Source organism: Chromobacterium indicum (assembly GCF_039708975.1).
Taxonomy (GTDB): Bacteria; Pseudomonadota; Gammaproteobacteria; order Burkholderiales; family Chromobacteriaceae; genus Chromobacterium; species Chromobacterium piscinae.
In genome coordinates, this window is the sequence record NZ_JAYFSJ010000004.1 from 225,701 (window position 1) to 247,298 (window position 21,598).

Annotated in this window: 24 protein-coding genes and 1 tRNA gene; 9 read left to right on the forward strand and 16 right to left on the reverse strand. The window is 58.5% G+C overall.

What is annotated here, in order from left to right; all coding sequences use genetic code 11:
- The first annotated feature begins 23 nt into the window (after positions 1 to 23).
- Together VA599_RS07490 and VA599_RS07495 are read left to right on the forward strand one after the other, a co-directional pair.
- The gene (locus VA599_RS07490) at positions 24 to 788 is read left to right on the forward strand and encodes a response regulator (protein WP_346788122.1); all 765 of its coding nucleotides are present in this window, start codon (positions 24 to 26) and stop codon (positions 786 to 788) included.
- Positions 785 to 1,846 carry an ATP-binding protein gene (locus VA599_RS07495; RefSeq protein WP_346788123.1) on the forward strand — a complete coding sequence of 354 codons (1,062 nt, stop codon included), beginning with the start codon at positions 785 to 787 and terminating at the stop codon, positions 1,844 to 1,846. The genes VA599_RS07490 and VA599_RS07495 overlap by 4 nt, the downstream gene beginning before the upstream one ends.
- On the opposite strand, the gene VA599_RS07500 is transcribed toward VA599_RS07495, so the two are convergent.
- From VA599_RS07500 to VA599_RS07535, 8 genes are all read right to left on the reverse strand, one after another.
- Positions 1,843 to 2,292, reverse strand: a complete 450-nt coding sequence (locus VA599_RS07500; protein WP_346788124.1) for a GNAT family N-acetyltransferase — start codon at positions 2,290 to 2,292, stop codon at positions 1,843 to 1,845. The genes VA599_RS07495 and VA599_RS07500 overlap by 4 nt on opposite strands.
- Positions 2,293 to 2,658: 366 nt before the next feature.
- A complete protein-coding gene (locus VA599_RS07505) occupies positions 2,659 to 3,423 on the reverse strand; it encodes a hypothetical protein (RefSeq protein ID WP_346788125.1) in 765 nt (254 codons plus the stop codon).
- A gap of 177 nt (positions 3,424 to 3,600) precedes the next feature.
- A complete protein-coding gene (locus VA599_RS07510; RefSeq protein ID WP_346788126.1) occupies positions 3,601 to 5,034 on the reverse strand; it encodes an SEFIR domain-containing protein in 1,434 nt (477 codons plus the stop codon).
- Between the two features lie 129 nt (positions 5,035 to 5,163).
- Positions 5,164 to 5,769 (reverse strand): hypothetical protein, encoded by a 606-nt coding sequence (locus tag VA599_RS07515; protein WP_346788127.1) that lies wholly within the window; start codon positions 5,767 to 5,769, stop codon positions 5,164 to 5,166.
- Between the two features lie 363 nt (positions 5,770 to 6,132).
- Positions 6,133 to 7,887 carry a DUF927 domain-containing protein gene (locus VA599_RS07520; protein WP_346788128.1) on the reverse strand — a complete coding sequence of 585 codons (1,755 nt, stop codon included), beginning with the start codon at positions 7,885 to 7,887 and terminating at the stop codon, positions 6,133 to 6,135.
- Positions 7,874 to 8,893, reverse strand: a complete 1,020-nt coding sequence (locus VA599_RS07525; protein WP_346788129.1) for a DUF7146 domain-containing protein — start codon at positions 8,891 to 8,893, stop codon at positions 7,874 to 7,876. The genes VA599_RS07520 and VA599_RS07525 overlap by 14 nt, the downstream gene beginning before the upstream one ends.
- Positions 8,894 to 8,982: 89 nt before the next feature.
- Positions 8,983 to 9,309, reverse strand: a complete 327-nt coding sequence (locus VA599_RS07530; protein ID WP_346788130.1) for a DUF1484 family protein — start codon at positions 9,307 to 9,309, stop codon at positions 8,983 to 8,985.
- The gene (locus tag VA599_RS07535) at positions 9,306 to 9,482 is read right to left on the reverse strand and encodes a hypothetical protein (RefSeq protein WP_200896054.1); all 177 of its coding nucleotides are present in this window, start codon (positions 9,480 to 9,482) and stop codon (positions 9,306 to 9,308) included. Before VA599_RS07535 ends, VA599_RS07530 begins: the two co-directional genes overlap by 4 nt.
- Before the next feature lie 397 nt (positions 9,483 to 9,879).
- On the opposite strand from VA599_RS07535, the gene VA599_RS07540 reads away from it, so the two are divergent.
- On the forward strand, positions 9,880 to 10,389 hold the full coding sequence (locus VA599_RS07540; RefSeq protein WP_346788131.1) for a hypothetical protein: 510 nt from the start codon (positions 9,880 to 9,882) through the stop codon (positions 10,387 to 10,389).
- 32 nt (positions 10,390 to 10,421) lie between these two features.
- Here the strand turns inward: VA599_RS07540 and VA599_RS07545 are convergent, their stop codons facing one another.
- From VA599_RS07545 to ispB, 8 genes are all read right to left on the reverse strand, one after another.
- Entirely contained in the window at positions 10,422 to 10,703 is a 282-nt protein-coding gene (locus tag VA599_RS07545; RefSeq protein WP_346788132.1) for an Ogr/Delta-like zinc finger protein, read from the reverse strand.
- 12 nt (positions 10,704 to 10,715) lie between these two features.
- Complete coding sequence (locus VA599_RS07550) at positions 10,716 to 11,696, reverse strand: P2 family phage major capsid protein (protein ID WP_346788133.1); 981 nt, start codon at positions 11,694 to 11,696, stop codon at positions 10,716 to 10,718.
- 14 nt (positions 11,697 to 11,710) lie between these two features.
- On the reverse strand, positions 11,711 to 12,436 hold the full coding sequence (locus VA599_RS07555) for a hypothetical protein (RefSeq protein ID WP_346788134.1): 726 nt from the start codon (positions 12,434 to 12,436) through the stop codon (positions 11,711 to 11,713).
- Between the two features lie 30 nt (positions 12,437 to 12,466).
- On the reverse strand, positions 12,467 to 12,685 hold the full coding sequence (locus VA599_RS07560) for a helix-turn-helix transcriptional regulator (RefSeq protein ID WP_346788135.1): 219 nt from the start codon (positions 12,683 to 12,685) through the stop codon (positions 12,467 to 12,469).
- Positions 12,686 to 13,227: 542 nt separating this feature from the next.
- Positions 13,228 to 14,079 carry a hypothetical protein gene (locus VA599_RS07565; RefSeq protein WP_346788136.1) on the reverse strand — a complete coding sequence of 284 codons (852 nt, stop codon included), beginning with the start codon at positions 14,077 to 14,079 and terminating at the stop codon, positions 13,228 to 13,230.
- Between the two features lie 96 nt (positions 14,080 to 14,175).
- On the reverse strand, positions 14,176 to 15,381 hold the full coding sequence (locus VA599_RS07570; RefSeq protein WP_346788138.1) for a tyrosine-type recombinase/integrase: 1,206 nt from the start codon (positions 15,379 to 15,381) through the stop codon (positions 14,176 to 14,178).
- A gap of 185 nt (positions 15,382 to 15,566) precedes the next feature.
- Positions 15,567 to 15,641, reverse strand: a tRNA-Arg gene (locus VA599_RS07575).
- A 22-nt stretch (positions 15,642 to 15,663) separates the two neighbouring features.
- Positions 15,664 to 16,644, reverse strand: a complete 981-nt coding sequence (ispB, locus tag VA599_RS07580) for an octaprenyl diphosphate synthase (RefSeq protein ID WP_346788194.1) — start codon at positions 16,642 to 16,644, stop codon at positions 15,664 to 15,666.
- Positions 16,645 to 16,825: 181 nt separating this feature from the next.
- Here ispB and rplU point away from each other — a divergent pair, with 181 nt between their 5' ends.
- The 6 genes from rplU to VA599_RS07610 all read left to right on the forward strand — a co-directional run bounded on the left by rplU (position 16,826) and on the right by VA599_RS07610 (position 21,586).
- Positions 16,826 to 17,137: a 50S ribosomal protein L21 gene (rplU, locus tag VA599_RS07585; protein WP_021476842.1), complete on the forward strand. Its 312-nt coding sequence runs from the start codon at positions 16,826 to 16,828 to the stop codon at positions 17,135 to 17,137.
- 12 nt (positions 17,138 to 17,149) lie between these two features.
- The gene (gene rpmA / locus VA599_RS07590) at positions 17,150 to 17,425 is read left to right on the forward strand and encodes a 50S ribosomal protein L27 (RefSeq protein WP_021476841.1); all 276 of its coding nucleotides are present in this window, start codon (positions 17,150 to 17,152) and stop codon (positions 17,423 to 17,425) included.
- Between the two features lie 123 nt (positions 17,426 to 17,548).
- Positions 17,549 to 18,709 (forward strand): GTPase ObgE, encoded by a 1,161-nt coding sequence (gene obgE / locus VA599_RS07595; protein ID WP_021476840.1) that lies wholly within the window; start codon positions 17,549 to 17,551, stop codon positions 18,707 to 18,709.
- 561 nt (positions 18,710 to 19,270) lie between these two features.
- Positions 19,271 to 20,050, forward strand: a complete 780-nt coding sequence (locus tag VA599_RS07600; protein WP_021476839.1) for an ABC transporter substrate-binding protein — start codon at positions 19,271 to 19,273, stop codon at positions 20,048 to 20,050.
- Positions 20,051 to 20,186: 136 nt separating this feature from the next.
- Complete coding sequence (locus VA599_RS07605; RefSeq protein ID WP_346788139.1) at positions 20,187 to 20,876, forward strand: ABC transporter permease; 690 nt, start codon at positions 20,187 to 20,189, stop codon at positions 20,874 to 20,876.
- Positions 20,873 to 21,586, forward strand: coding sequence for an ABC transporter permease (locus VA599_RS07610; RefSeq protein WP_021476837.1), 714 nt, complete (start codon positions 20,873 to 20,875; stop codon positions 21,584 to 21,586). The genes VA599_RS07605 and VA599_RS07610 overlap by 4 nt, the downstream gene beginning before the upstream one ends.
- Positions 21,587 to 21,598: the final 12 nt, after the last annotated feature.

Below are 21,598 nucleotides of genomic sequence, written 5' to 3' on the forward strand. Positions count from 1 at the left end.
CCGTGTGGTAGCATGGAGATTCGATGGAGATGCGCAATGAACGCGAAACCGGCAGCATGAGCGACACAATCCGACCCGCGGCCCAGGCGGCGCAAGCCCTGGTGCTGATAGCTGAAGACGAACCCGAAATCGCCGAGATCCTGGCGGCCTATCTGGCGCGCGGCGGCCTGCGCAGCGCGCACGCCGCCGACGGCAGGAAGGCGCTGGAGATGCATCTGGCGCTGAAGCCGGACCTAGTGCTGCTGGACGTGCAGATGCCGCATATCGACGGCTGGCAGGCGCTGGCCGAGATCCGCCATCGCGGCGACACCCCGGTGATCATGCTGACGGCGCTGGACCAGGACATCGACAAGCTGATGGGCTTGCGCATCGGCGCCGATGACTACGTGGTCAAGCCGTTCAACCCGGCGGAAGTGGTGGCGCGCGCGCAGGCGGTGCTGCGCCGCTCCATGGCCGCCCCGCGCCAGGCGGCGCAACGCGTGCTGCGCGCCGACCCGTTCGAAATCGACCTGGAGCAGCACGAAGCCGCCGTGCTGGTGGGCCAGCAGCACCACGCGCTGAGCCTGACGCTGACCGAGTTCAAGCTGCTGGCGCAGCTGGCGCGCGCGCCCAGGCGGGTGTTCTCCCGCGCCGAGCTGCTGGCAGCCTGCCTGCCGGAAGGCGACACGCTGGAGCGCACGGTGGACAGCCATATCAGCAAGCTGCGCAAGAAGCTGGAAGAGCGGGGCGTGGAGGGGATGCCGGCCGGCGTCCGCGGCGTGGGCTACAGATTGTGGAGCGGCGAATGAGGCTGGAGGGGCTGAGCCGCCAGATCGCGCTGTCGATGGCGACGATGGCTTTCTGCGTGACCGTGTTGGTGGTGGTGACCGGCTTCACTTTCTACTACGTGGCGATGACCTATTGGCCGGTGCAGTTCGACGCGCCGGGCTGGAAGATGACCGCGCCGGAGTGGGTGTGGCTGATTTCCAGCACCGTGGCGGGCCTGGCGCTGTCGGTGGTGATGGGCCTGCGCCTGGCGCGCCGCATCCTGGTGCCGCTCAACTCCGTGGCGGCGGGCATACGCCGCGTCGCCCAGGGCGATCTGGACGCGCGCGCGGCGGCCGGCGACCGCTCCTTGCGCGAGGCCGCCGCGCTGGCCGACGATTTCAACGCGCTGGCGGACCAGCTGCAGCGCATGACGAAGGAGCAGGCGTTCTGGAACGCCGCCATCGCCCACGAGCTGCGCACGCCGGTCACTGTGCTGCGCGGCCGGCTGCAGGGCTTGGCGGAAGGGGTGTTCACCCCGGACGAAAGCCAATTCCGCCGGCTGCTGGCCCAGGTGGAGGGCCTGGCCCACCTGATCGAAGATTTGCGCGTGATCAGCCTGGCGGAAAGCGGGCACTTGGACATCGAGATGCGGAATACCGATCTAGCCGCCGAAGTGCGCGCGGTGGTGGAGGTGTTCGACGACGCGCTGCAGGCGGCCGGGCTGCAGGCGGCGCTGGATCTGGACGAACGGCCGGCGCAGTGCGATCCGGTGCGCATCCGCCAGGCGCTGTTGGCTTTGCTGGACAATGCCCGCCGCTACGCGCAGCCCGGCCTAGTGCGGGTGCAGCTGCGGGTGGAGGGCGGCCAGTGCCGCCTGTGGGTGGAAGACGAGGGGCCGGGCATTCCCGGCGACTTCGCGACGCATGTGTTCGAGGCCTTCCGCCGTTCCGACGCGGCGCGCCAAAGCGGCAAGGGAGGCAGCGGCCTGGGGCTGGCGGTGGTGGCCGCCATCGCCCGCGCCCATGGCGGCGAGGCCAGCTGCACCCCGGCGGGCGGCGGCAGCCGGTTCGAACTGAGCTGGCCGCAGCCGGCGCGCTAGCCGGTCCGGCGTTCGGCCAGCTTCATGAACACGAGCTCAGGGTCGCCGTCGTCCAGGTTTTCGATGCGGCCGCTTTCCCTATAGCCCAGTTTGCGCAGCAAGCGGCGCATCGGCGCGTTCGATTCATTGGCGGAGGTAAACAGCTTGCCGCCCGCGCATTGCGCTTCCAACGCAAGCATCAGCGAGCTGGCGACACCGCGGCCCCGGGTGGTTTCCGCGACCATCAGCAGCGGAATGAAATGCTGCTGAAAGAAGGAGCGGTTCAGAATGCCGTAGCCCAATGCCTCCGCGCTGCCGCTGGCTTCGGCAAGCCAGCAGCTTTGCGCGGCGATCGCGTCGCCCAGCGTTTGGCATCGGCCGGGTTCTCGCCTGGCGATGGGATCTAAATCGATGAGGGCCGGTAGGTCCGCGGTTTGGGCGGACTGTATCGTGAAAGGCGTATGCATCGTCCTGGCTTGCGAAATGGTCCGTTGCTCAATCTAGCGGTTGGCTGCAGGGCGGGCAAGGTTGCCGCTGAAGCATGGGATGTAAAAAGCCGCGCCATTTTTTGGGTGCGGCTTTTGCATTTTTGATTCTAACTGCTTTGGGATCGAAGACCCGACAGGGATTGAATTGTTATTTCAACTTATTGATTTTTTATGTGTTTGTTTCATATGAAATGTAACACTGCCCCCAGTGATGCCCCCAGTGCTGAATCCTTACCATCATTGAATGGCAACTTTCGACCCCAAGCAGTCACTAGTAGCTTGTGAAAGCGGACGTTAACGTTTGAATTCAGCGGACCGTTTTAGTGGGACAACTGGATTGAGTTGTTAGTCTTCATCGTTACTGACGGCTTGGTCAACACCACGTCGCTTGGCTTTTGTCTTCAACTCCAGCAGCTCTTTCATTATGGGAGTAATGGCTGCACTCATAACGAGTGCAATCACCGCTACAAAGAGAGGTAAGAAGACACTGGTGCGTTCAAATGTATCCGATAGTCGAGAGAAGATGGTGCTCTCTTTGGTGAACGTAAGAATTGTAAATACGGTAGACATGAGGGCAGTGAAAACACCCATTACTACACCCATTCGCTCAACAGTGCGCTCGCGCCTTCCCTGCGTAACGATGCGAAGTTCGATGGGGTTGAGCTGATCAGGCGTGAGGGGATCGGTAGTTCGCTTAGGAACTACAGTTAGAAGTCTTTCACAGTACTCCTGCTTGATTTGAGATGATATGAAGCTACTGTCCATTACCTCCTTTGTGAGTTCTTGAGCAATCTCCGAAGGGCCGAACACGTCGTTGCGGCTAACAGTGTATTTTCGAGCAGTTGCTACGATTAGCGCTTCAACAGTTTCCGGCTTCGGAATGACTCCCTCGGAAATGCCAGGGCGTATCGAGTAAATGACCTCTCGATTTGCCGAAAAAACCTTTTGCAAGTATTCTCGATTCTCACGCTTGGATAAGAAAATACGTGACAAATAGTTGACGATAAATCCACTAAAGACACCGCCAAGTATTCCCACCACCCATGTGTTATTAAACCAGTCTGGAAGTGTTTGCATAGGAGACCTAACGAAAAATATGCACCAATTCATGTGCGCATTCTAGTTGTTCATGTGTATATTCAAGGTTAAAACTGAATATTTCTGTTTATTTATATCTGCATGCGCAGCCGTGGTGTATGACTTTGGAAGTCAGAGGGAATATCTGCTTCTGGTTGTTAGCGGCCTTTTTAATAATGGTACTTTTAGTTGTAGTGGCAATATAATTTTTTATGGTCGAGTTGCCAGCTTTTCATATCCAATAAGGGCGCTTGGACTCCACCCTCGATAGCTCAGCCTAGGTAATTGTCGAGAGCCATCCTTATAGCTATTTAGTAGTGGCTCTAAATCTTCTACTGATTCAATATTTAATAATATTTTTGATTTTTCAAAGTAGGATTTTGATGTAGATCGGGAGAAGATTTCAAATGGGTTGTTGAATGGGCCTAAGTAAGCAAGAGTTTCTGGCAGCCAGTAATAATAATCATCATTTGGTTCGATTTCAAATCGCATAAACGCAACAAAGTCAGCTTGCATTAAATGGATAAAGTCTATGCCGGTGCTTGCGCTGCGTTCTTTTAAAAGGTCGGCTCTTAATGATATTCTGTTTAATTGTAATCGGGAGTTTCGATAGTCAAGAGATCGTACGTCTTTCCAAAATATAGAGAAGTTGGCCATAGAGGCTTTTCCGCCATCATTTGTAGGAATATAGTATTGATTCTGTAATAAGTAATTTGCTTGTGTTATTCTGTCATTTTTCAAAAAAATAGCTATTGAATATAGAAATAGCTCATGTATGATAAATCTAAAATTGTCATAATCCCATTCCATGTATTGGTTGACATTTTTAGGCCTGTCCATGTAAGGAATTAGGCTTTCAAAAAATCTATGGAGGTGATGAGTTAGGTTCTCATTTTGAGCATATTTCGATATGGTAGTGAAAAGCTGAATCGCTTGATTTCTATATGGTAGAAATGCATCAATACTTCCCATGACGTCGTCATCGAATGCTTCTGCAGTCTTTTCTATGCGAAATTGTTCTAAGCCCTCTGTGAACTTGGAGAAATATTCATCCACAGTGCCAATTGCATGTGGTTTGTCATTTTTTATTGCATCAATGCATCTGTTAAATAGTGCAGTTGTGCCTAATGATTTTTGTGGATTTTCAGAAAGAAAGGAAGGCGTGTTTCCAATTTTTGGCTTGATATAAAGTGGTTTGTCGTAAATCCAACGCAGTAATTGATCGAAGTTGTCTGAGTATTTGTCTTCCACGCTTAGATCAATATAAATTCTAGATTTATAATATGTTGGTAAGTATGCTTTCCCATGTTCATCTTTTTCAAACACTACAGCAACAAATTTATCTTGCCCCTGATTGTCATAGACTTCTTTAGATATTATTTGAGTTTCTGTCCCTACGCCCCCTGCTCTTCCATCCGCCTTGCTTGCATATTTTTCATCGCAAATAATTGCAACTTTCTTAAGTTCAGGGTCGGTGACCATTTTTTCCATGAAGGTGATTGCATCATTTCCTTCTTTTAGATCCCACTTGTCCAAAATTACATCAACACCTGACTCACGCAGTTCTGTAGCAATATCAACGACCTTCTTCTCATGATCAGGATTGGACCAACTATATGAAATGAAAAGTTTAGGTGGATTCATTTTCCTATTCTCGCAAATTTATATTCTGTTGATTAACGTGTAAATGCTAATATGAGATAGTGTGCTAGTTAGAATTTAGTGAGTATATCGAATTCATATACGCTTTGGCCTATAACTTGTGTTGTATTGCTATGGATTTTGGTAATAACTTGAGCCTGTACGAATATACAATTTATTTGGGGGTGGGTACTGGTCAAGCATTGCCCGCGCAACATCGTCCCCGAAGTGGGCGTAGGCCAGTTCTGGCGCAGAATGCAGATAGTGGACGGTGTATTCGGCCAGTCCGGGATGACACAGGAAGCCCAGCGGTTGTTTGTGGTCGAGTCCATCCCACACCGAACGGGCGTAGTGCATGGCAATGACGCGCTGTGCGGCTTGAGTTCGCTCGGCCAGCGGCAAGCTGGCGTCTTGTAGTTGCGCCCTGGCGGCGGTCTTCTCGGCTTCGCGTTCGGGGTAGGTGGGCAGGCTGATGCCTGGGTGCAGCGCTTCGAACAGCATTCGTTGCAGCGATAGGCCCTTGACCAAGGTTTGGTCGGCCTGGCGCTTGGGGTCGTAGTCGATGCCGGTCATCGGGTCCGGCGTCTCGCCGCTTAAGGTCAGATTCTTGGCCTTGCACTTGACGGTGTTTGCCAGCAGCTCTTGTAGCTTCTCGTCGCTCAAGTTGTTGGGCCATTCTTCACCAATCAGCGCTTTGGCGTGGTCCAGTTGTTCGCGGGTGTAACGTAGCTTTGCCATGCGATGTCCTTTGTCTAGGCTGACGCAATGCGCCTTAAATGATATGCCGTTTGATTTTAAACCGCGCTTCTTTTTTCTTACGTATGTAGCAAAAACCACTGCCAACGCTGCCAACACTGCCAACTCGTCTGTAAGTTACTGATTGGTATGGGTTTAGTTGTTGGCAGTGGCGGCTAAAGCACTGCCAACAGGCAGGGGCAAACTGCCAACTGGGCGGGATGGGGCGGATGAACTGCCAATTGACTGCCAACACTGCCAACTCACTGCCAACAGATAAAGCTATATAAATCAGTCTATTGGATAGGTGTTGGCAGAGTTGGCAGTGTTGGCAGTGGGTTTGGCCTCACGTGAGAAATTTTTCGCTTACTCTTCCGCTTCGCCGTCGTGCGGATGCAACTGCATGCGGTAGACCTGGCCCACCCCTTTGCCGCCATGCACGGTCCAACCGGAGCGGCCCTTTGGCCGTTGCAGCATCCCCGCCCGGTACAGCACTTCGCAGGCATGCCGCACTTCGTAGCCGGCGATGACTTCGCCCTTGAACGCGCCCGGCGTCACCAGAAACACCGCTTCGCCGTCCAGCGTATAGCGCTTATAGCCCATCAGATTGGGGACCAGCGGGTCGCTGTCGTTCATCGGCAGCAGCACGAAGCGGGCGTACTGGCTGGCCTGCAATACAGCGGCGGCCTGGTCGATCAAGCGCGCGTCGTCGCGGTCTTCGATGCCGAAGGCTTGCATCCAGCGCTGCCAGGTGGTTTCCACGCCTTGAATCGCCTGTTCCACCGCCCAGCCGGTCAAGCCGGCATGGCTGGCCATCTCGGCCGCCGCCGACAGGATGGCGAATTTGCGGGTGGCGCGGCGGACGGTGGGGGCGGCGCCCTCCGGCACGGCCGCCAGCATGCGCTGTTGCGAGCGCTCCACCCATTGCACCGCCGCCGCCCGGTTGTCCTGCAGCCAGGCGACGAAGGCGCGGCCGACGGTGCCGTAATGGCTGCGGGCATGGCGGGTCAGCTCGTCGGCGAACACTTCGCCATTGCTGCGGCCGTGGATGTGATCGAAAGCGCGATAAGGGCCGGTGTCGGCCGGGATGTCGAGCAAGCGGATTTCCTGGCCGCCGCGCGGAGTCTGGCCGCCTTCGGTCAGATACTGACTCATCGCCACTTCGCCGGTCGAGATCATGGTCAGCTTCCACGAACGCGCGGCGCGGTTGCCGCCTTCCTTCGCGCCTTGCAGCTTGGAGACGCCATTGAGCATGCTGTAAATGGCCGGGCCGATCTTGCGCGCGTCGCCGGAACCGACTTCATCCAGATAGATCATCATGTCGTTGCTGGCTTCGGCCTCGTTGGTCAGGCCCAAGGCGGTGCCGGACCAAGTATGCAAGGTGCGCTGCGGGTCGCCCCAGATGCTGGCGGCGGTGTCGGCGCAGGTGCTCTTGCCGGAGGAGGAATTGGTGTACAGATGCAGGCCGATGCCATCGCGCGCCCCGCACAGGGCCAGCAGCGGGCCGGCCAGGGCGCACGCGATGGTCGTCATCGCCAAGGGGTTGCCCAGCGCCAGCGCGCCGACCGTGCCTTGCCAGTCTGTCAGGCTGCCGGCCGGATGGTAGGCGCTGGCATCCTTGGGGCGGCCGTTGAAATGCATCTTGCGGTTGGGGCGGCCGATGATGTCGCCGTTGGGCAGCACAAACGCCCCATGCTGCCAGCCGGACATATTGACGATGTCGTGCCACTCGGTGGAGCCTTCGCGCTGCAGCCAGTGCGCCAGCCGCGCCTGGCCGCCACGGTCGGTGGTCAGCGTCAGGCCGCCTTTGCGCAATAGCGCCCAGCCGGCGCGCTCGCCGATGTCGGCGCTGGGCAAGGCGGTGGTCATCACTTCGCCATTGCCCTGGCGCTGCCATTTGACGATGCGGTGATGGTTGCCGTCCGCATCCGTTCCGCAGCCCAACAGTTCCATCTTATCGCTGAGCCATTCCGGCGGTTGTTCCAACAGCTCGCCGGTATCGCGGTCGCGTTTGACGGCGATGTAATGCACGCCGTCGCGGTTCACGTCATAACGCGGGCCGATGGCCAGCGCCGGGGCCTTCGCGGCCATCTCCAAAGCCTTCTTGTCAGCGCTGCCCATTCGGTTCTCCTTGTTCGTTCAATACATCCAGCCAATCGCTATCCGGTCGCTCGGGAATCAGCAGATGAACGGGCCGGCCGTCCTCCTGCATCCGCCGCGCCAGCCGCCGGGCGGCATTCTGGCCGGCCTGGTTGGCGTCGTTGTCGGCCATCACAAACAGCGCGCTGACCTCATCCGGCAACACCGCATGCGACAGCCCCCACGCCGACAGCGCCGCCCAGCACGGCAGCCCGCTACCCTCGCGCACCGCCAGCGCGGTTTCGATGCCCTCGGCCAGCGCCAGCCGGCCGTCTGCGGGCGGATATAGCCGGACCGCCGCGCCGGACAGATCGCCGGAACGGCCCAAGGCCAGTTTCTTGGCCGGCAGCGCTTCGCCGCTGACAGGGTGGATCAAGGCGGCCTTGTGGCCGTCAAAGGTCAGCCAGGTGCGATGCAAGCCCACATTGATGCCGTGCGGCGACGTCACCAGCGCCAGCATCGCCGGGAAGTGGCCCAGCAGCTGCGGCCGGCCGTGCAGGGTGATCCAGTAGGCCAAGGCCGGGTGATAGCGCAGCGCGCGGGGATAGTCGATCAGCGCCAGGCCACGGCGAGCCAGATAGCAGCCCACCGGATCATCAGCCTTCACCGGCCGCGCCGCGCGCCACAGCTGCGCCAGGCGCTGGCGTTGGTCGCGTTGCGGGTGGGGTGTCGGTGCGGCCGCCACGCGCGCCGGCTCCCCCTTCGCCCCGTTCAAGACCTGAGCCACCGCCTGCGCCGCGTGGAAGAAGTCACCACCTAGCCAATGCTGCGCCAGCACGAAGCCGTCGCCGCCCTGGTTGTCCAGGGCGCGGCAGACAAAGCGGCCGCGGCCCTTGTCGATCCACTCGAAACGGTCGCTGCCGCCGCAAGCCGGGCACGGCTGATTGCGGCGCGTGGTAAAGACTTCGGCGGGGATGCCCAAGGCCATCAGGATGTCCGGCCAGCGGTCGCGGGCCTGCTGCCGGAGTTGCGCGAGATCCAGCCTCATCGTTGGACCTCCTGATGCTGGACGCCAGACAAGCCGGGGGCGTCTCGCCCGGTGCGCGGGAGAGGGGTTTTAGCATTCATGGCGGTGCCTTAGAGGATTTGGCCGATTTCGGAGCAGGCGTGGACCACCTGCTGTTGCAGCGGGGCCAGCAAGCCGGCGACGCGATTGGCCGGCAACGGCCGGTCCTCGGCATGGCGCAGCAGATCGAGCAGCCCTTGCAGCGTCTCGCTGGTGCCGGATAGGCGGCAGATGCCGCCGGACACCACGTCTTCCACCGATTCGCACAGGCCGGTCAGTTGGGCCACCGGCTCGCGCAAGGCGGCATGTTCCGGCTGGGTGGTCAGCTGCTGCAGGAGGATCAGTTCGCGTTGGATGGCGGCCAGGGCCAGCGGGGCGATCAGCGGTAGGGCGCTCATGCGATCACCTCCACGGCGAAACCGGCGGCGGTGCGATGAATCAAGGCGCGTTGACCCTGGGCGACCAGCAAAGCGGCGAGCGCGCGAGCTTGGGCCTCGTTGGGCAATGTGGAAACGGGAATTGCAGTAGCGGGGAATAGGGCGCGGAAAGCGTGCAGGATGATGCCAGGCATGGGAGCCTCCTTCGTAAGCGTTACGCTTGCCATCCCGACGCCAATCGGGGGTGGCAGGCACATGGCAGGATTGGCGTACCGGTACGAAGGAACCGGCGCGTGCATGCACGCTCCCACCAAGGCCCGCCATAGAAGAAGACGCACCTGCGGTGTGTAACGGACGTAAAAAATGCCGTAAAAGACGGCTATCCGCCTTCGTAATCAGGACGCCAATCCCGGTCGCGCTATTGAACACGACGGGGTAATGGTGCGGGAATCGTACGGGGCTGTCAAGCATGTGATTCACATATTGCGTTTGAGCGGTGAATTTCATCGGGATATAATGGCGCTGGATAGTTGGATTTGGTTTTGTCGTACCCAAGGCCCTGGCAGGGGCCTTTTTATTTGTATTTTGGCAATGAGCTACATATTGCTTTGTCTATTTCCCTGGGGGAATGGTTTGAAAAAAGATGAATATGCCCGATATCTCTCTGATAAATTAATGAAAACGGCAAAAACTAAGAAGCGCTTTTTGACGGGAGAAATTCGGCCATTATTTTTCTGCACTAACTGCAATGAGAAGTTAAATATAAGAACAAGTCGCATGGTGGGCGAGAATCACAAAGAGTACTTCGTGTATTGTATTGATTGTGGGTTTAAAGGTGTTGAATTGGTTAGGTTGTTTGATCATCGCCACCTTTTTTTGGAAACCAGCTCGCTGGAAGATGTTGAGAAATACATCTCTGAGAGCGATATTATTGATAATATTCATGACTTAATGGATCGATATAATAACGCGCTAAATTACCTTGAGTGGCAAGCTCAAGAAGGCGCGCGAATAATACAAAAAGCTGAAGAGGACGAGGCTCTTTTGAGTAAGAAATTAAGGTGGATTCTCGAAACCTTGGAAAAAGGAGCTGGAAATTAAAAAGTGGCCCGCCCTCCAGCGGGCCATTTTCATTACTTCAAGACTCTGTGCTGAATCCGGCCGGGTGTAACGGTCAGCGCCGGCGGCGGCGAGGGTTTGGCCAAGCTAGACAGTGTGCGCAGCCGCTCCGGCGGAATCTGCGCGCCGCCCTTGATCGGCTGGGCTACGGTGCGCGGCTCGCATTCCATCGTCTTGTACTGGTGGCAGCAGTCGTCGTTGCTGCAGTTGTAGTAAATCTCCTTGGCGGTGGCGGTCAGCATGCGGCTGGTCCGCACTCTGGACACCGCGCCGCACAGCGGGCAGGGAAAGGCCATCTTCGGTCTCCTTCAGTCCACGATTTCGACGTCTTCAATCAGCGCGCAAGCGGCCAGGTTCTCGACTACATAGGCGTCTTCGCTGGAGTGGTAGAACAGCACGCTGTTGATGGCGGGGTCTTCCTGATAGCGGTAGCGCACGGCGTTTTGGTTGAAGTACAGCGACAGGTTGTCGAGTCGGGTAATCAGGATGCTGTCACCGGGAAAGAAGGCGGCCGTCGCGGCTTGCAGGCCGCCCAGGCGCTGCTTGTGGAACACCAGATCGTCTCCCGGCTCGTTTGACTCGCACACCGCATCCGGCAGCAGGTCCGCTCCCACCAGCGCCACCAACTGCGGATCATCGCGCCAGGCCGGCGCAAGCAGGTGGTTGACCGCATGCCGCACCAGGCGGTGCAGGCTGGGGAAACGCTGGCCTTCGCCGACGCGCACGCGCTCCAGGCAGGCTTGCGGCGCTTGCTCGCGGATCTGCTGCAGCCAGCCGATATTGACGTCTTGCAGCTGCGGATATTGGGCCCGGTCGGAGTCTGCGGCGCGCATCAGGCCGCGGAAACCGATCATCACCCGATCCAGCAAGATGCGGCGCTCCAGCGTCAGCCGCGCGCGGGTCTCGAACAAGGTTTGGTCTTGCGTCTCGCTCATCCAGGCGTCCAGCGTCTCGTAATCAAAGGCGGCGTCGAAGTTGGTTTGCCGGCAGAAGTATTGCGCCGGCTGCCAGGTCTTTTGCGCCGGTTGGCGGGGATGGCGGTTGGTGTCCACCGTGGCGGCCAGCGTGCCGGCGATATCGAAGTTTTGGGAGCGGCCGGTGATCTCGGCGACGCCCAGCACATTGATGGCGGATAGCAGCCGGCTCTTCGTTTTCAGCGTGTTGATGTGGGCCTGCGCGGCTTTGGGGTCCGGTGCCGCATGGCAGGTATCTGAGGTTTGATGCGCGTCCATATTGCTGAAGTAGCGGCCGATGAAGTGGTCCAGGGCTTGGCGGGTCGTGTTTTGCATGATGGCGGTCTCGCTTAACGGTTGATCAGGGCTTGGTACTGCTCGTCGCGTTCGGCCTGATACCGTATGCGGGCAAGGGGGTTGTACTGCAGCGAGGCCGGCTCGGCCAGCGCCGGCAGCGGCCGGCTGAGCAGGGCCAGCAATTCATCCGGTTCTGCTTGTTGGGCAGATTGCAGCGCCTGTTGCAGCTCGCCGGGCAGCTGCGCGGCATAGAATTCCTCGTGCTGTCTGCGCAGCTCTGCGCGGCCGAACAGCCGCTCGATGCAGGCCTTTGGCGCTTGCTCCAGCAGCAGCGCCAGTACCGGCAGCTGTTGCCCCCATTGCGCGATCTGGTCGTCCAGCACTGCGTCCCAATACTGGCGGCTCAGCGCATCGCGCTCTTTGACCAGGGTTTGGCGCTGCTCGAACAGCGTTTCCTGCTGCTTTTCGGCCTGAATCTTTTCTTCCTCGGCGATCTTCAGCGTTTCCTCGGCCAATTCCAGGTTGGCCATTTCCTTGCTCTTCAGCTCGCGCACTGCCTTGGTGGGAATGCCCAAGCTCGCGCGCATCGCTTGGCGGCAGTCCTTGCGCGCCTGCTCGGCTTCGCTGCGTAGCGCCTCGGTGGTTTGCACGCGGCGCGCGGCGTTGTCAGCCAGGGTCTGCCAGGCGTTGAGGTCTTGTTCGAAGGCGGCCAGGCGCTCGGTCAGGCCGGCTACGGCGAAAGCGACGGTTTCTTGGGTATGGGGGTTCTGGATATGCATGTTCTGAGTCCGGGTGCAGGGTTATGGGTTTTAGGCTTGGCGGGCGGCGATGCGTCCAGCCATCCAGACATCGATTTCAGACGACAGCCAGGCCACGCTCTTGCCGCCCAGCGGCACCGGCGCCGGAAAGCTGCCGCGCTTGATGGCGTCGTACACCGACGAGCGAGACAGGCCGCAAGTGGAGATGACTTCCGGCAAGCGAATAAAGCGCAGCGGCTGGGCGGTGAGCGAAGGGGCAATAGCGGTCATGGAGTTGTCCTTATCGTTTTGGCTGAATAACTGTGGATGCAATCGGACACGCCGATCAGCGAACGCAGTATTTCAGAAATTTCAAATCGAGTTTGGGGGTGGTGTTGTGTGGCTTCACCACACAACAACGAAACTTGAAAAGCCGAAAAAACGCGGATTTGGCTATTGACGGCGGGGCAGAAAAACGAAACTGACAACGGGAAATGTGAATCACTGAACCGTATCGGACGAATACGGACGCTATCGGACATACTCGGTGGCAGATTTAAGCGGGAGAGGAGAGGGAAGGGCGGAAACGTTAGTCAGCCAAAACGGCGACTGCATGCATAGCGTGCATGAAAACGCATGAATCAGGGCAGGAGGAATTCTACGCGCCAGGCCATACGGCAAGGGCCTGGCGCGGGTTCATGCAGGTGCATGATTAGCGGCACATGAAGCGCGGGGGCGAGGCGGGGCTTCGATGGCGCGCGCTGGGGTATAGGTTCGAATGTAGAAGTATCCTCCTGTCCTATATCAGGACTTTCGTAGAGTGTGATTGTTATCTACGATTGAGAATGGAGGAATGAGTACAGTGTTCCATTTGCACCAAGATAGGCGAGAGTTAACAAAAGAAACAGAAGTAATATTGTGCTAGCTTTGCTAAAACGTGCAGTTGAAATGGCTAGCCATCCCCAGGGTGATTCTTCGGCGCCTGTAGCATTGGTAAGAGCAATGTAATGAGTGGTTTGCATAAATGCGATTAAAGAAGAGCATGCAACTAATATAATGGCCATTAAATCGAACATGATATATTGCACATAATCTGCTCGAATATTTTGCATGAATTTTATAGCCCCGGAAATAACTAAACCAATATTGAGGCTTTGCTCGCCGAGCAAATCTTGTGCGTATTTTATAACGTCTGGGCTTATGGCACTCTCAGCGCAAATGGTAATATAGAAACAAGCTATAGAGGCAAGTGCTGGAATGATGGTGTGTAACCACCAGGCTTTGGTGTTAAAACGACCGCCAAAATAAGAAAGGATTGACGCCGTGAAAGAGAATGATGCGGCGGCGGTGCTGAAGGTGTATAAGGCATGGGAGATTTGATGGAGGTATGCAACTCCAAGGAACATTAGACATGCGCCAGCTATGGCTATTGGTATTATGGCTCCGCTATCATCGCTTGCTGCATTTTTTTCCTTTATAATAATTTTGGTAGACTGCTGAATAATAATTCTTCGTTCTTCTTTGAGTTTCTCTAGTAATTTTGGGGGTGAATCTATTTTGTCAGAGTTGCTAGGTGGTTTTTTTAATTTCTCATAAATTGCCGCAAAAATAACTCCCATTAAAGGCCCACCCCAATACGCTTCGAAGTGGGAGTTGCCAAGCACATTTTCAATTTGTTCTATCATGAATATCTTTCTGTTGATACGCGTAGAGATGATAGGTTGATTTGTTATGATGATGGCATTTGCGTGTAAATGCAAGAAAATGGCGGGGGCATTGGTTTAGGCGGGACGTTGCATTTTTATGTAGTCAGCCCACCACTGCATCATTTTTCTACGTTCCTCCATGTACTCGGCACGATTGTAAGCAGACCGTACCTTGTTTGTTTCGATATGGGATAGCTGGCGCTCGATAGCGTCCGGGTTGAAGCCTTCTTCATTCAAGATCGTGGATGCAGTGGAGCGGAAACCGTGGACATCGGCTTTGCCCCTGAAACCCATGCTGTGAAGGGCACGGCGTAGGGTTTCCGGCGACATGGGGCGGCGCGGGCTGTTGCGGTTGGGGAAGATGTGTTCCCGGCCGCCGCTGATGGCGTGGAGCTGGCGCAGCACTTCCAGAGATTGCTTGGATAGCGGGACGAGATGGGGAGGCGCGGTTTTCTTGGATTTCTCCGGCAACTTGCGATGCTCTGGCGGAATGGTCCACAGCGCCTTGTCGAAGTCGATCTCTTCCCACCTGGCCATGGCCATTTCTCCGACGCGGGTGAAGGTCAGCAGCATCAGCTTCATCATCAGCTTGGTTTGCAAGTTGCCATCGTACTTCTCTAGCGCGTCGAGGAAGGCGGGGATGTCCTCGCGCATCAGCGCCTTGCGTGGGGTGGATTGCTGGCTCTTGAGAGCGTCAGTCAGCGGAGCGGCCGGGTCGCTGTCGCAGCGGCCGGTCAGGATAGCCAGGCGGAACACGGCTGAGCAGCGTTGCCGCAGGCGCTTGGTGGTGTCGATGTTTCCGGCGCTCTCCACCTTGCGCAGCACTTCCAGCAGCTCCAGCGGGCGAATCTCGTGGATTGGCCTGTCCCCGATGTAGGGGAATATGTGGGTCTGCATGGCCGATAGGACGCGCTCGCTGTGGGCGGCGGACCATTCGTGGCTTTCCCTTGCATGCCACTCTAGCGCGATGGCTTCAAACTTGTTGGCCGTCGCGACCTGCTTCAGCATTTTTTCCAGCTTGCGCTGTTCGCCTGGGTCTTCGCCATTGGCCAGCCGTCGGCGGGCGTCGTCTCGCTTCTGACGGGCTTCCTTCAGCGTGGTCTCGGGGTAGACGCCCAGGGCTAGGCGTTTTTCCTTGGCATTGAAGCGGTACTTCAGTCGCCAGTATTTGGAGCCATTGGGCATGACTTCTAGGTACATGCCTTTTTCGTCGGACAGGCGAAGCGGCTTGCCGTCCTCTCTTGGTTTGGCCGTTTTGCAGGCGGTATCGGTCAGGGGCATGGGTGGGGTCTCGGGTGCATTTGGGGGCATCGAAATGTGCCACCTTTAGTGATTCCCCTAAGTATGCCCCCATGTGCCCCTGGCTTTCAATGGACCTATTTGGACGACTTTGGACGTAAAAAAACCCGCAAATCCTTATTTGGCGCGGGTTTGTGGACTTTCTCGGACTGCTCTGGAAGTGCTGGTGGTGCCCCCGACAGGAATCGAACCTGTAACTGCCCCTTAGGAGGGGGCCGTTATATCCATTTAACTACGGAGACGCTACTGAAAACTGGGGCGCGGTCAGGCGCTGCGGTCCACCGATAGGCGGGCCAGTTCGATCAGGGCCTGGCGGACTTCCGAATCGGGAATGTTCTGCAAGGAGGCAATGGCTTGTTCGGCCATTTTTACGGCTTCATTCTTGGCGTATTCCAGCGCGCCGCAGGATTGTACCGCATTCAATACATCGTGGAAACGGTCGCGGTTGGCGTTTTCCAGCGCGTCGCGCACCAGCGCGGAGGCTTCCGGGCTGCCGTTGCGCATGGTGTAGATCAGCGGCAGGGTGGGTTTGCCTTCAGCCAGGTCGTCGCCCAGGCTCTTGCCTATGGCGTCGGCGTCGCCGCTGTAGTCCAGCACGTCGTCGATGATCTGGAAGGCGGTGCCCAGGTACATGCCGTAGTTAGCCATCGCCTGCACCTGCTCGGCGGAGGCGTCGGCGATCAGCGCGCCGACACGGGCGGCGGCTTCGAACAGCTTGGCGGTTTTGTACTGGATGACCTTCAGGTATTCGTCTTCGCTGACGTCGGTGTTGCCGATGTTCAGCAGCTGCAGTACCTCGCCCTCGGCGATGATGTTGGTCGCCTCGGCCATCACTTCCAGGATGGTCATGTTGCGGGTGGTGACCATCATCTGGAAGGCGCGGGTGTAGAGGAAGTCGCCCACCAGCACGCTGGCGGCGTTGCCGAACAGCGCGTTGGCGGTCTTGCGGCCGCGGCGCAGGTCGGACTCGTCCACCACGTCGTCGTGCAGCAGGGTGGCGGTGTGGATGAACTCTATCATCGCGGCGAGTTCGAACAGGTGCTCGCCCCGGTAGCCCAGCGCGCGCCCCGACAGCAGGGTCAGGATCGGACGCAGGCGTTTGCCCCCGGCGGAGATGATGTATTCCGCCACCTGGCGGATCAGGACGACGTCGGAGTGCAGGCGGGCGCGTATCACGCTGTCTACCGTCTGCATGTCGTCGGCTATCAGGGTTCGGAAAAGCGGGGTGGACACGTTTTCAACCAGTTATCGTTCGAGGGCTACGCCAAAGCTCTGGATGTTACCAGAAAAGCCCATTCCCCCGCCATGCCGCCGTGCTCGCCGCTTAAGTCGATGAAATCATTGACAAGTTGACAGGCTGCCCGTATAGTCTCGCGTTCCCTGCGCATCAGGCGTGGGGGGATTCATTTATCAGGAGCTCATGCGAATGTATGCGGTCATAAAAACCGGCGGCAAGCAGTACAAAGTTGCCATCGGTGAAAAACTCAAAGTAGAACAGATACCTGCAGACGTCGACAGCCAGATCGTACTTGAAGAAGTGCTGATGATTGCTGACGGTGAACAGGTTGTGGTTGGCGCGCCGATGATTGCTGGCGCCACTGTTAAGGCTACCGTTGTTTCCCACGGTCGTGGCGACAAGATCCGCATCTTCAAGATGCGTCGTCGTAAGCACTACCAGAAACACCAGGGTCATCGTCAGAACTACACCGAAATCCGCATCGACGCGATTTCGAAGTAAGGATAAACAGTCATGGCACACAAAAAAGCAGGCGGTAGCTCCCGCAACGGTCGTGACTCCGAAGCCAAACGCCTGGGCGTTAAGGTTTACGGTAGCGAACTGATTCCGGCTGGTTCCATCATCGTGCGTCAGCGCGGCACCCGCTTCCACGCTGGTGAAAACGTTGGTCAGGGCAAGGATCACACCCTGTTCGCCAAGGTTGATGGCTACGTTGAATTCACCGTTAAGGGCGCGCAACAGCGCAAGACCGTTAACGTGATTCCGTACACCGGTGTTGACGGCGAATAATTCGCTTTCCAGCATCCGAGAAAGCCCTATCCTTCGATAGGGCTTTTTTCATACCGAGGGGCAAGGCGTGAGGGCTGGAGCCAGTCCTGACCCCTGACTCCTCGCAGAACAGAGGTTGTAGACATGAAGTTTATCGATGAAGCCCGCATTGAAGTGATGGCCGGACGCGGCGGCAATGGCGTGGCCAGTTTCCGCCGTGAAAAATATATCCCGTTCGGCGGCCCGGATGGCGGCGACGGCGGCAAGGGCGGCAGCGTGTTCGCGGTGGCCGACGAAAACGTCAACACTCTGGTTGAGTTCCGCTTCGTCAAGAAATACCTGGCTGAACACGGCGAACGCGGCCGCGGCGCCGATTGCTACGGCAAGGGCGGTGACGACATCGAACTGAAAATGCCGGTGGGCACGGTGATTACCGACCACGACACCGGCGAGCTGGTGGCCGACCTGACCCATCACGGCCAGCGCATCATGATCGCCAAGGGCGGCAAGGGCGGCCTCGGCAACATCCATTTCAAATCGTCCACCAATCGTTCGCCGCGCCAATGCACGCCGGGCGAGCAGGGCGAGCAGCGCACTTTCAAGCTGGAGCTGAAGGTATTGGCCGACGTCGGCCTGCTGGGCATGCCCAACGCCGGCAAATCCACCTTCATCCGCTCGGTGTCCGCCGCGCGCCCCAAGGTGGCCGATTATCCGTTCACCACGCTGCATCCGAACCTGGGCGTGGTGCGGATGGACGACACCCGCAGCTTCGTGATCGCCGACATTCCGGGCCTGATTGAAGGCGCGGCGGAAGGCGCGGGCCTGGGCCATCGTTTCCTGAAGCACCTGCAGCGCACCGGCCTGCTGCTGCACGTGGTGGACATCGCCCCGTTCGATCCGGACGTCGATCCGGTGCGCGAGGCGCGGGCCATCGTGGAAGAGCTGAAGAAGTACGATGAAGAGCTGCACGGCAAGCCGCGCTGGCTGGTGCTGAACAAGGTGGACATGCTGCCGCCGGACGAGCGCGAGCTGACGGTGTCCGCCTTCCTCAACGCTTACGGCTGGCCTACGGAGAAGCCGGACGACAGCCTGGGCTTCGACATCAAGGCGCCGCGCGTGTTCTCCATCTCCGCGTTGAATCATGAAGGCACCCGCGAGCTGACTTTCGCCATCATGGCTTACCTGGACGTGGTGCGCGCCGCCGCCCGCCAGGAGGCTGAAGAGCAGAAGCAGCAGGCCGCCGCGGCCAAGCAGAAGGTGATTGCGCCGGAAGCGCCGGCGGTAAGCGAAGGTGACGACGCGTAACGAAATCGCAGTATTTAACTGCTATGAGAAGCGGGCTGGATGCATATCCAGCCCGCTTTTTTATTCCACTTGGGCAAAGTGCGGGGTTTTGGCCGATTTTCGGCAATTAACGTCGCTTTGCTGTACACCGATCCTTTCACGCGTCGTTACTTCCCAAGTCGATTGGATGTTGTATTTTGTCCTCAGGCGATTGCGAGTGAGGCAAGCGCCTCCGGATGGCCGTGGCATGAATTCTGCTTGTCGAAGCCGAAGCCGGGAAGAGCCGCCGACAAAGCCGCCGGCGCCGTGCCGCGCCTTCCTGTCCAGCCGTTTCAACGGCTCGGGCGGGAGGAGCCGGTCCGGGACCAGGCGCCAGGTTTTGTCATCCGCCAGCCGGGGGCCCGGCCGGCGGAGCGGCGAAATCCGGCTTGCTAGACGAAATACTCTAACTATATAACTGGTGCAGCCGCCGTTTGGGCCGGGGCCGCACCGGGCGGCGCGGGCCAGGCGGGATCGGCCCGGAGAGAAAGTCCGGCATCGTCCGGATACCAACAAGGCAGTACGATTGATGAGGAGAAGGAAATGAAGAAAGCACTTGCTGCGCTGGCCGTGGGTCTGATGGCCGCATCCCTGGGGGCTTACGCCAAAGACTGGAAGGAAATCCGCTTCGGCGTCGACGCCAGCTACGCGCCGTTCGAGTACAAGGCGCCGAATGGCCAGGTGGTGGGTTTCGACGTCGATCTGGGCAACGAGATCTGCAAACGCATGAAAGCCAAGTGCGTGTGGGTGGAAAACGATTTCGACGGCATGATCCCGGCGCTGAAGGCCAAGAAGTTCGACGGCGTGCTGTCGTCGATGTCGATGACCGAAGCCCGGATGAAGGAAATCGCCTTCTCCGCCAAGCTGTTCAACACCCCGACCCGCATGGTCGCCAAGTCCGGCTCCGGCCTGATGCCGACCCCGGCCTCGCTGAAGGGCAAGCGCGTGGGCGTGGAGCAGGGCACCATCCAGGAAGCCTACGCCAAGAAGCACTGGGCGCCGGCCGGCGTGGAAGTGGTTCCCTACCAGAACCAGACCCTGGTGCTGGCCGACCTGGCCGCGGGCCGCCTGGACGCCTCGCTGCAGGACGCGGTGCAGGCCGACATCGGCTTCCTGAAGAAGCCTGAAGGCAAGGGCTTCGCCTTCGCCGGCAAGGACCTGGTCGATCCGCAGACCCTGGGCGAAGGCGCCGGCATCGGCCTGCGCAAGGAAGACAAGGATCTGAAAGCCGGCATCGACAAGGCGATCGCCGACATGCTGAAGGACGGCACCTACAAGAAGATCGAGAAGAAGTACTTCTCCTTCGACGTATACGGCGGCTGATGCCGTTCCGGGCGCGCGGCCCGTCCGCCCGCCCGCGCTGTGATGCGCCCCGCCTTGCGGGGCGTATTGATCTGGAGCGTCCGTCGCCATTCAGCGCCATAAGCTGAAAGCGGCGGCCACTCGACAAGGGGAACATATGTTTCTGGATGGATTCGGTCCCATTATCTGGCAGGGGACCCTGGTGACGCTGGAGCTGTCGGTGCTGTCGCTGCTTCTGGCTTTCGTCATCGGTCTCGTCGGCGCCGGCGCCAAGCTGTCGCACAATCCGCTGCTGGGCAGCGTGTCCACGCTGTACACCACCCTGGTGCGCGGCGTGCCCGACCTGGTGCTGATGCTGCTGATCTTCTACAGCCTGCAGATCGGCATGAACAAAATCACCGAGGCGATGCACATCGACCAGATCGACCTCGATCCCTTCGTGTCCGGCATCGTCACGCTGGGCTTCATCTACGGCGCCTATTTCACCGAGACGCTGCGCGGCGCCTTCCTGTCGGTGCCCAAGGGACAGATCGAGGCCGGCATCGCTTACGGCATGAGCGGCTGGCAGGTGTTCCACCGCGTGCAGTTCCCGCAGATGATGCGCTTCGCGCTGCCCGGCATCTCCAATAACTGGCAGGTGATGCTGAAGGCCACCGCGCTGGTATCCATCATCGGCCTGGCCGATGTGGTCAAGGCGTCCATCGACGCCGGCAAGAGCACTTACCGCGTGTTCTTCTTCACGCTGGTGGCGGGCGCCATCTACCTGGCGCTGACCGCGCTGTCCAATTTCGTGCTGGCGAAGCTGGAGCGCCGCTATTCCACCGGCGTGCGGGAGGCCGACCTATGATAGACATCATCCAGCAATACTGGCGGGCCTTCCTGTGGAGCGACGGCTACCACCTGTCCGGCCTGGCCGTCACCATGTGGCTGTTGGTGCTGTCCATCGCCTTCGGCTTCGTCGTCTCCATTCCGCTGGCGGTGGCGCGCGTGTCCAAGATCAAATGGCTGGCGCGCCTGGTGGGCTTGTACACCTACGTGTTCCGCGGCACGCCGCTCTACGTGCAGCTGATCTTCTTCTACAGCGGCATGTACAGCCTGGACGTGGTGCGCGAGGTGGGCTTCCTCAATCACTTTTTCCGCGAAGGCTACAACTGCACCATCCTGGCGTTCGCGCTCAATACCTGCGCCTACACCACCGAAATCTTCGCCGGCGCGATCAAGGCCACCTCCTACGGCGAGATCGAGGCCGGGCGCGCTTACGGCATGAGCCCGTTCACGCTGTACCGCCGGGTGATCATCCCGTCGGCGCTGCGGCGGGCGCTGCCGGCGTACAGCAACGAAGTGATCCTGATGCTGCACGCCACCACCGTGGCCTTCACCGCCACCGTGCCGGACATTCTGAAGGTCGCGCGCGACGCCAACGCCGCCACGTACGATTCCTTCAACGCCTTCGGCCTGGCGGCCTTGCTGTATCTGAGCATCACCTTTATTCTGGTCGGCCTGTTCCGCAAGGCTGAAGCCCGCTGGCTCGCTTACCTGCATCCGACCAAGAGCTGAGAAATACTGGGG

Coding starts and splice junctions, on each gene's coding strand:
- VA599_RS07490 (WP_346788122.1), top strand. CDS start 24: ATGGAGATGCGCAATGAACGCGAAACCGGCAGCATGAGCGACACAATC.
- VA599_RS07495 (WP_346788123.1), top strand. CDS start 785: ATGAGGCTGGAGGGGCTGAGCCGCCAGATCGCGCTGTCGATGGCGACG.
- VA599_RS07500 (WP_346788124.1), bottom strand. CDS start 2,292: ATGCATACGCCTTTCACGATACAGTCCGCCCAAACCGCGGACCTACCG.
- VA599_RS07505 (WP_346788125.1), bottom strand. CDS start 3,423: ATGAATTGGTGCATATTTTTCGTTAGGTCTCCTATGCAAACACTTCCA.
- VA599_RS07510 (WP_346788126.1), bottom strand. CDS start 5,034: ATGAATCCACCTAAACTTTTCATTTCATATAGTTGGTCCAATCCTGAT.
- VA599_RS07515 (WP_346788127.1), bottom strand. CDS start 5,769: ATGGCAAAGCTACGTTACACCCGCGAACAACTGGACCACGCCAAAGCG.
- VA599_RS07520 (WP_346788128.1), bottom strand. CDS start 7,887: ATGGGCAGCGCTGACAAGAAGGCTTTGGAGATGGCCGCGAAGGCCCCG.
- VA599_RS07525 (WP_346788129.1), bottom strand. CDS start 8,893: ATGAGGCTGGATCTCGCGCAACTCCGGCAGCAGGCCCGCGACCGCTGG.
- VA599_RS07530 (WP_346788130.1), bottom strand. CDS start 9,309: ATGAGCGCCCTACCGCTGATCGCCCCGCTGGCCCTGGCCGCCATCCAA.
- VA599_RS07535 (WP_200896054.1), bottom strand. CDS start 9,482: ATGCCTGGCATCATCCTGCACGCTTTCCGCGCCCTATTCCCCGCTACT.
- VA599_RS07540 (WP_346788131.1), top strand. CDS start 9,880: ATGAGCTACATATTGCTTTGTCTATTTCCCTGGGGGAATGGTTTGAAA.
- VA599_RS07545 (WP_346788132.1), bottom strand. CDS start 10,703: ATGGCCTTTCCCTGCCCGCTGTGCGGCGCGGTGTCCAGAGTGCGGACC.
- VA599_RS07550 (WP_346788133.1), bottom strand. CDS start 11,696: ATGCAAAACACGACCCGCCAAGCCCTGGACCACTTCATCGGCCGCTAC.
- VA599_RS07555 (WP_346788134.1), bottom strand. CDS start 12,436: ATGCATATCCAGAACCCCCATACCCAAGAAACCGTCGCTTTCGCCGTA.
- VA599_RS07560 (WP_346788135.1), bottom strand. CDS start 12,685: ATGACCGCTATTGCCCCTTCGCTCACCGCCCAGCCGCTGCGCTTTATT.
- VA599_RS07565 (WP_346788136.1), bottom strand. CDS start 14,079: ATGATAGAACAAATTGAAAATGTGCTTGGCAACTCCCACTTCGAAGCG.
- VA599_RS07570 (WP_346788138.1), bottom strand. CDS start 15,381: ATGCCCCTGACCGATACCGCCTGCAAAACGGCCAAACCAAGAGAGGAC.
- rplU (WP_021476842.1), top strand. CDS start 16,826: ATGTATGCGGTCATAAAAACCGGCGGCAAGCAGTACAAAGTTGCCATC.
- rpmA (WP_021476841.1), top strand. CDS start 17,150: ATGGCACACAAAAAAGCAGGCGGTAGCTCCCGCAACGGTCGTGACTCC.
- obgE (WP_021476840.1), top strand. CDS start 17,549: ATGAAGTTTATCGATGAAGCCCGCATTGAAGTGATGGCCGGACGCGGC.
- VA599_RS07600 (WP_021476839.1), top strand. CDS start 19,271: ATGAAGAAAGCACTTGCTGCGCTGGCCGTGGGTCTGATGGCCGCATCC.
- VA599_RS07605 (WP_346788139.1), top strand. CDS start 20,187: ATGTTTCTGGATGGATTCGGTCCCATTATCTGGCAGGGGACCCTGGTG.
- VA599_RS07610 (WP_021476837.1), top strand. CDS start 20,873: ATGATAGACATCATCCAGCAATACTGGCGGGCCTTCCTGTGGAGCGAC.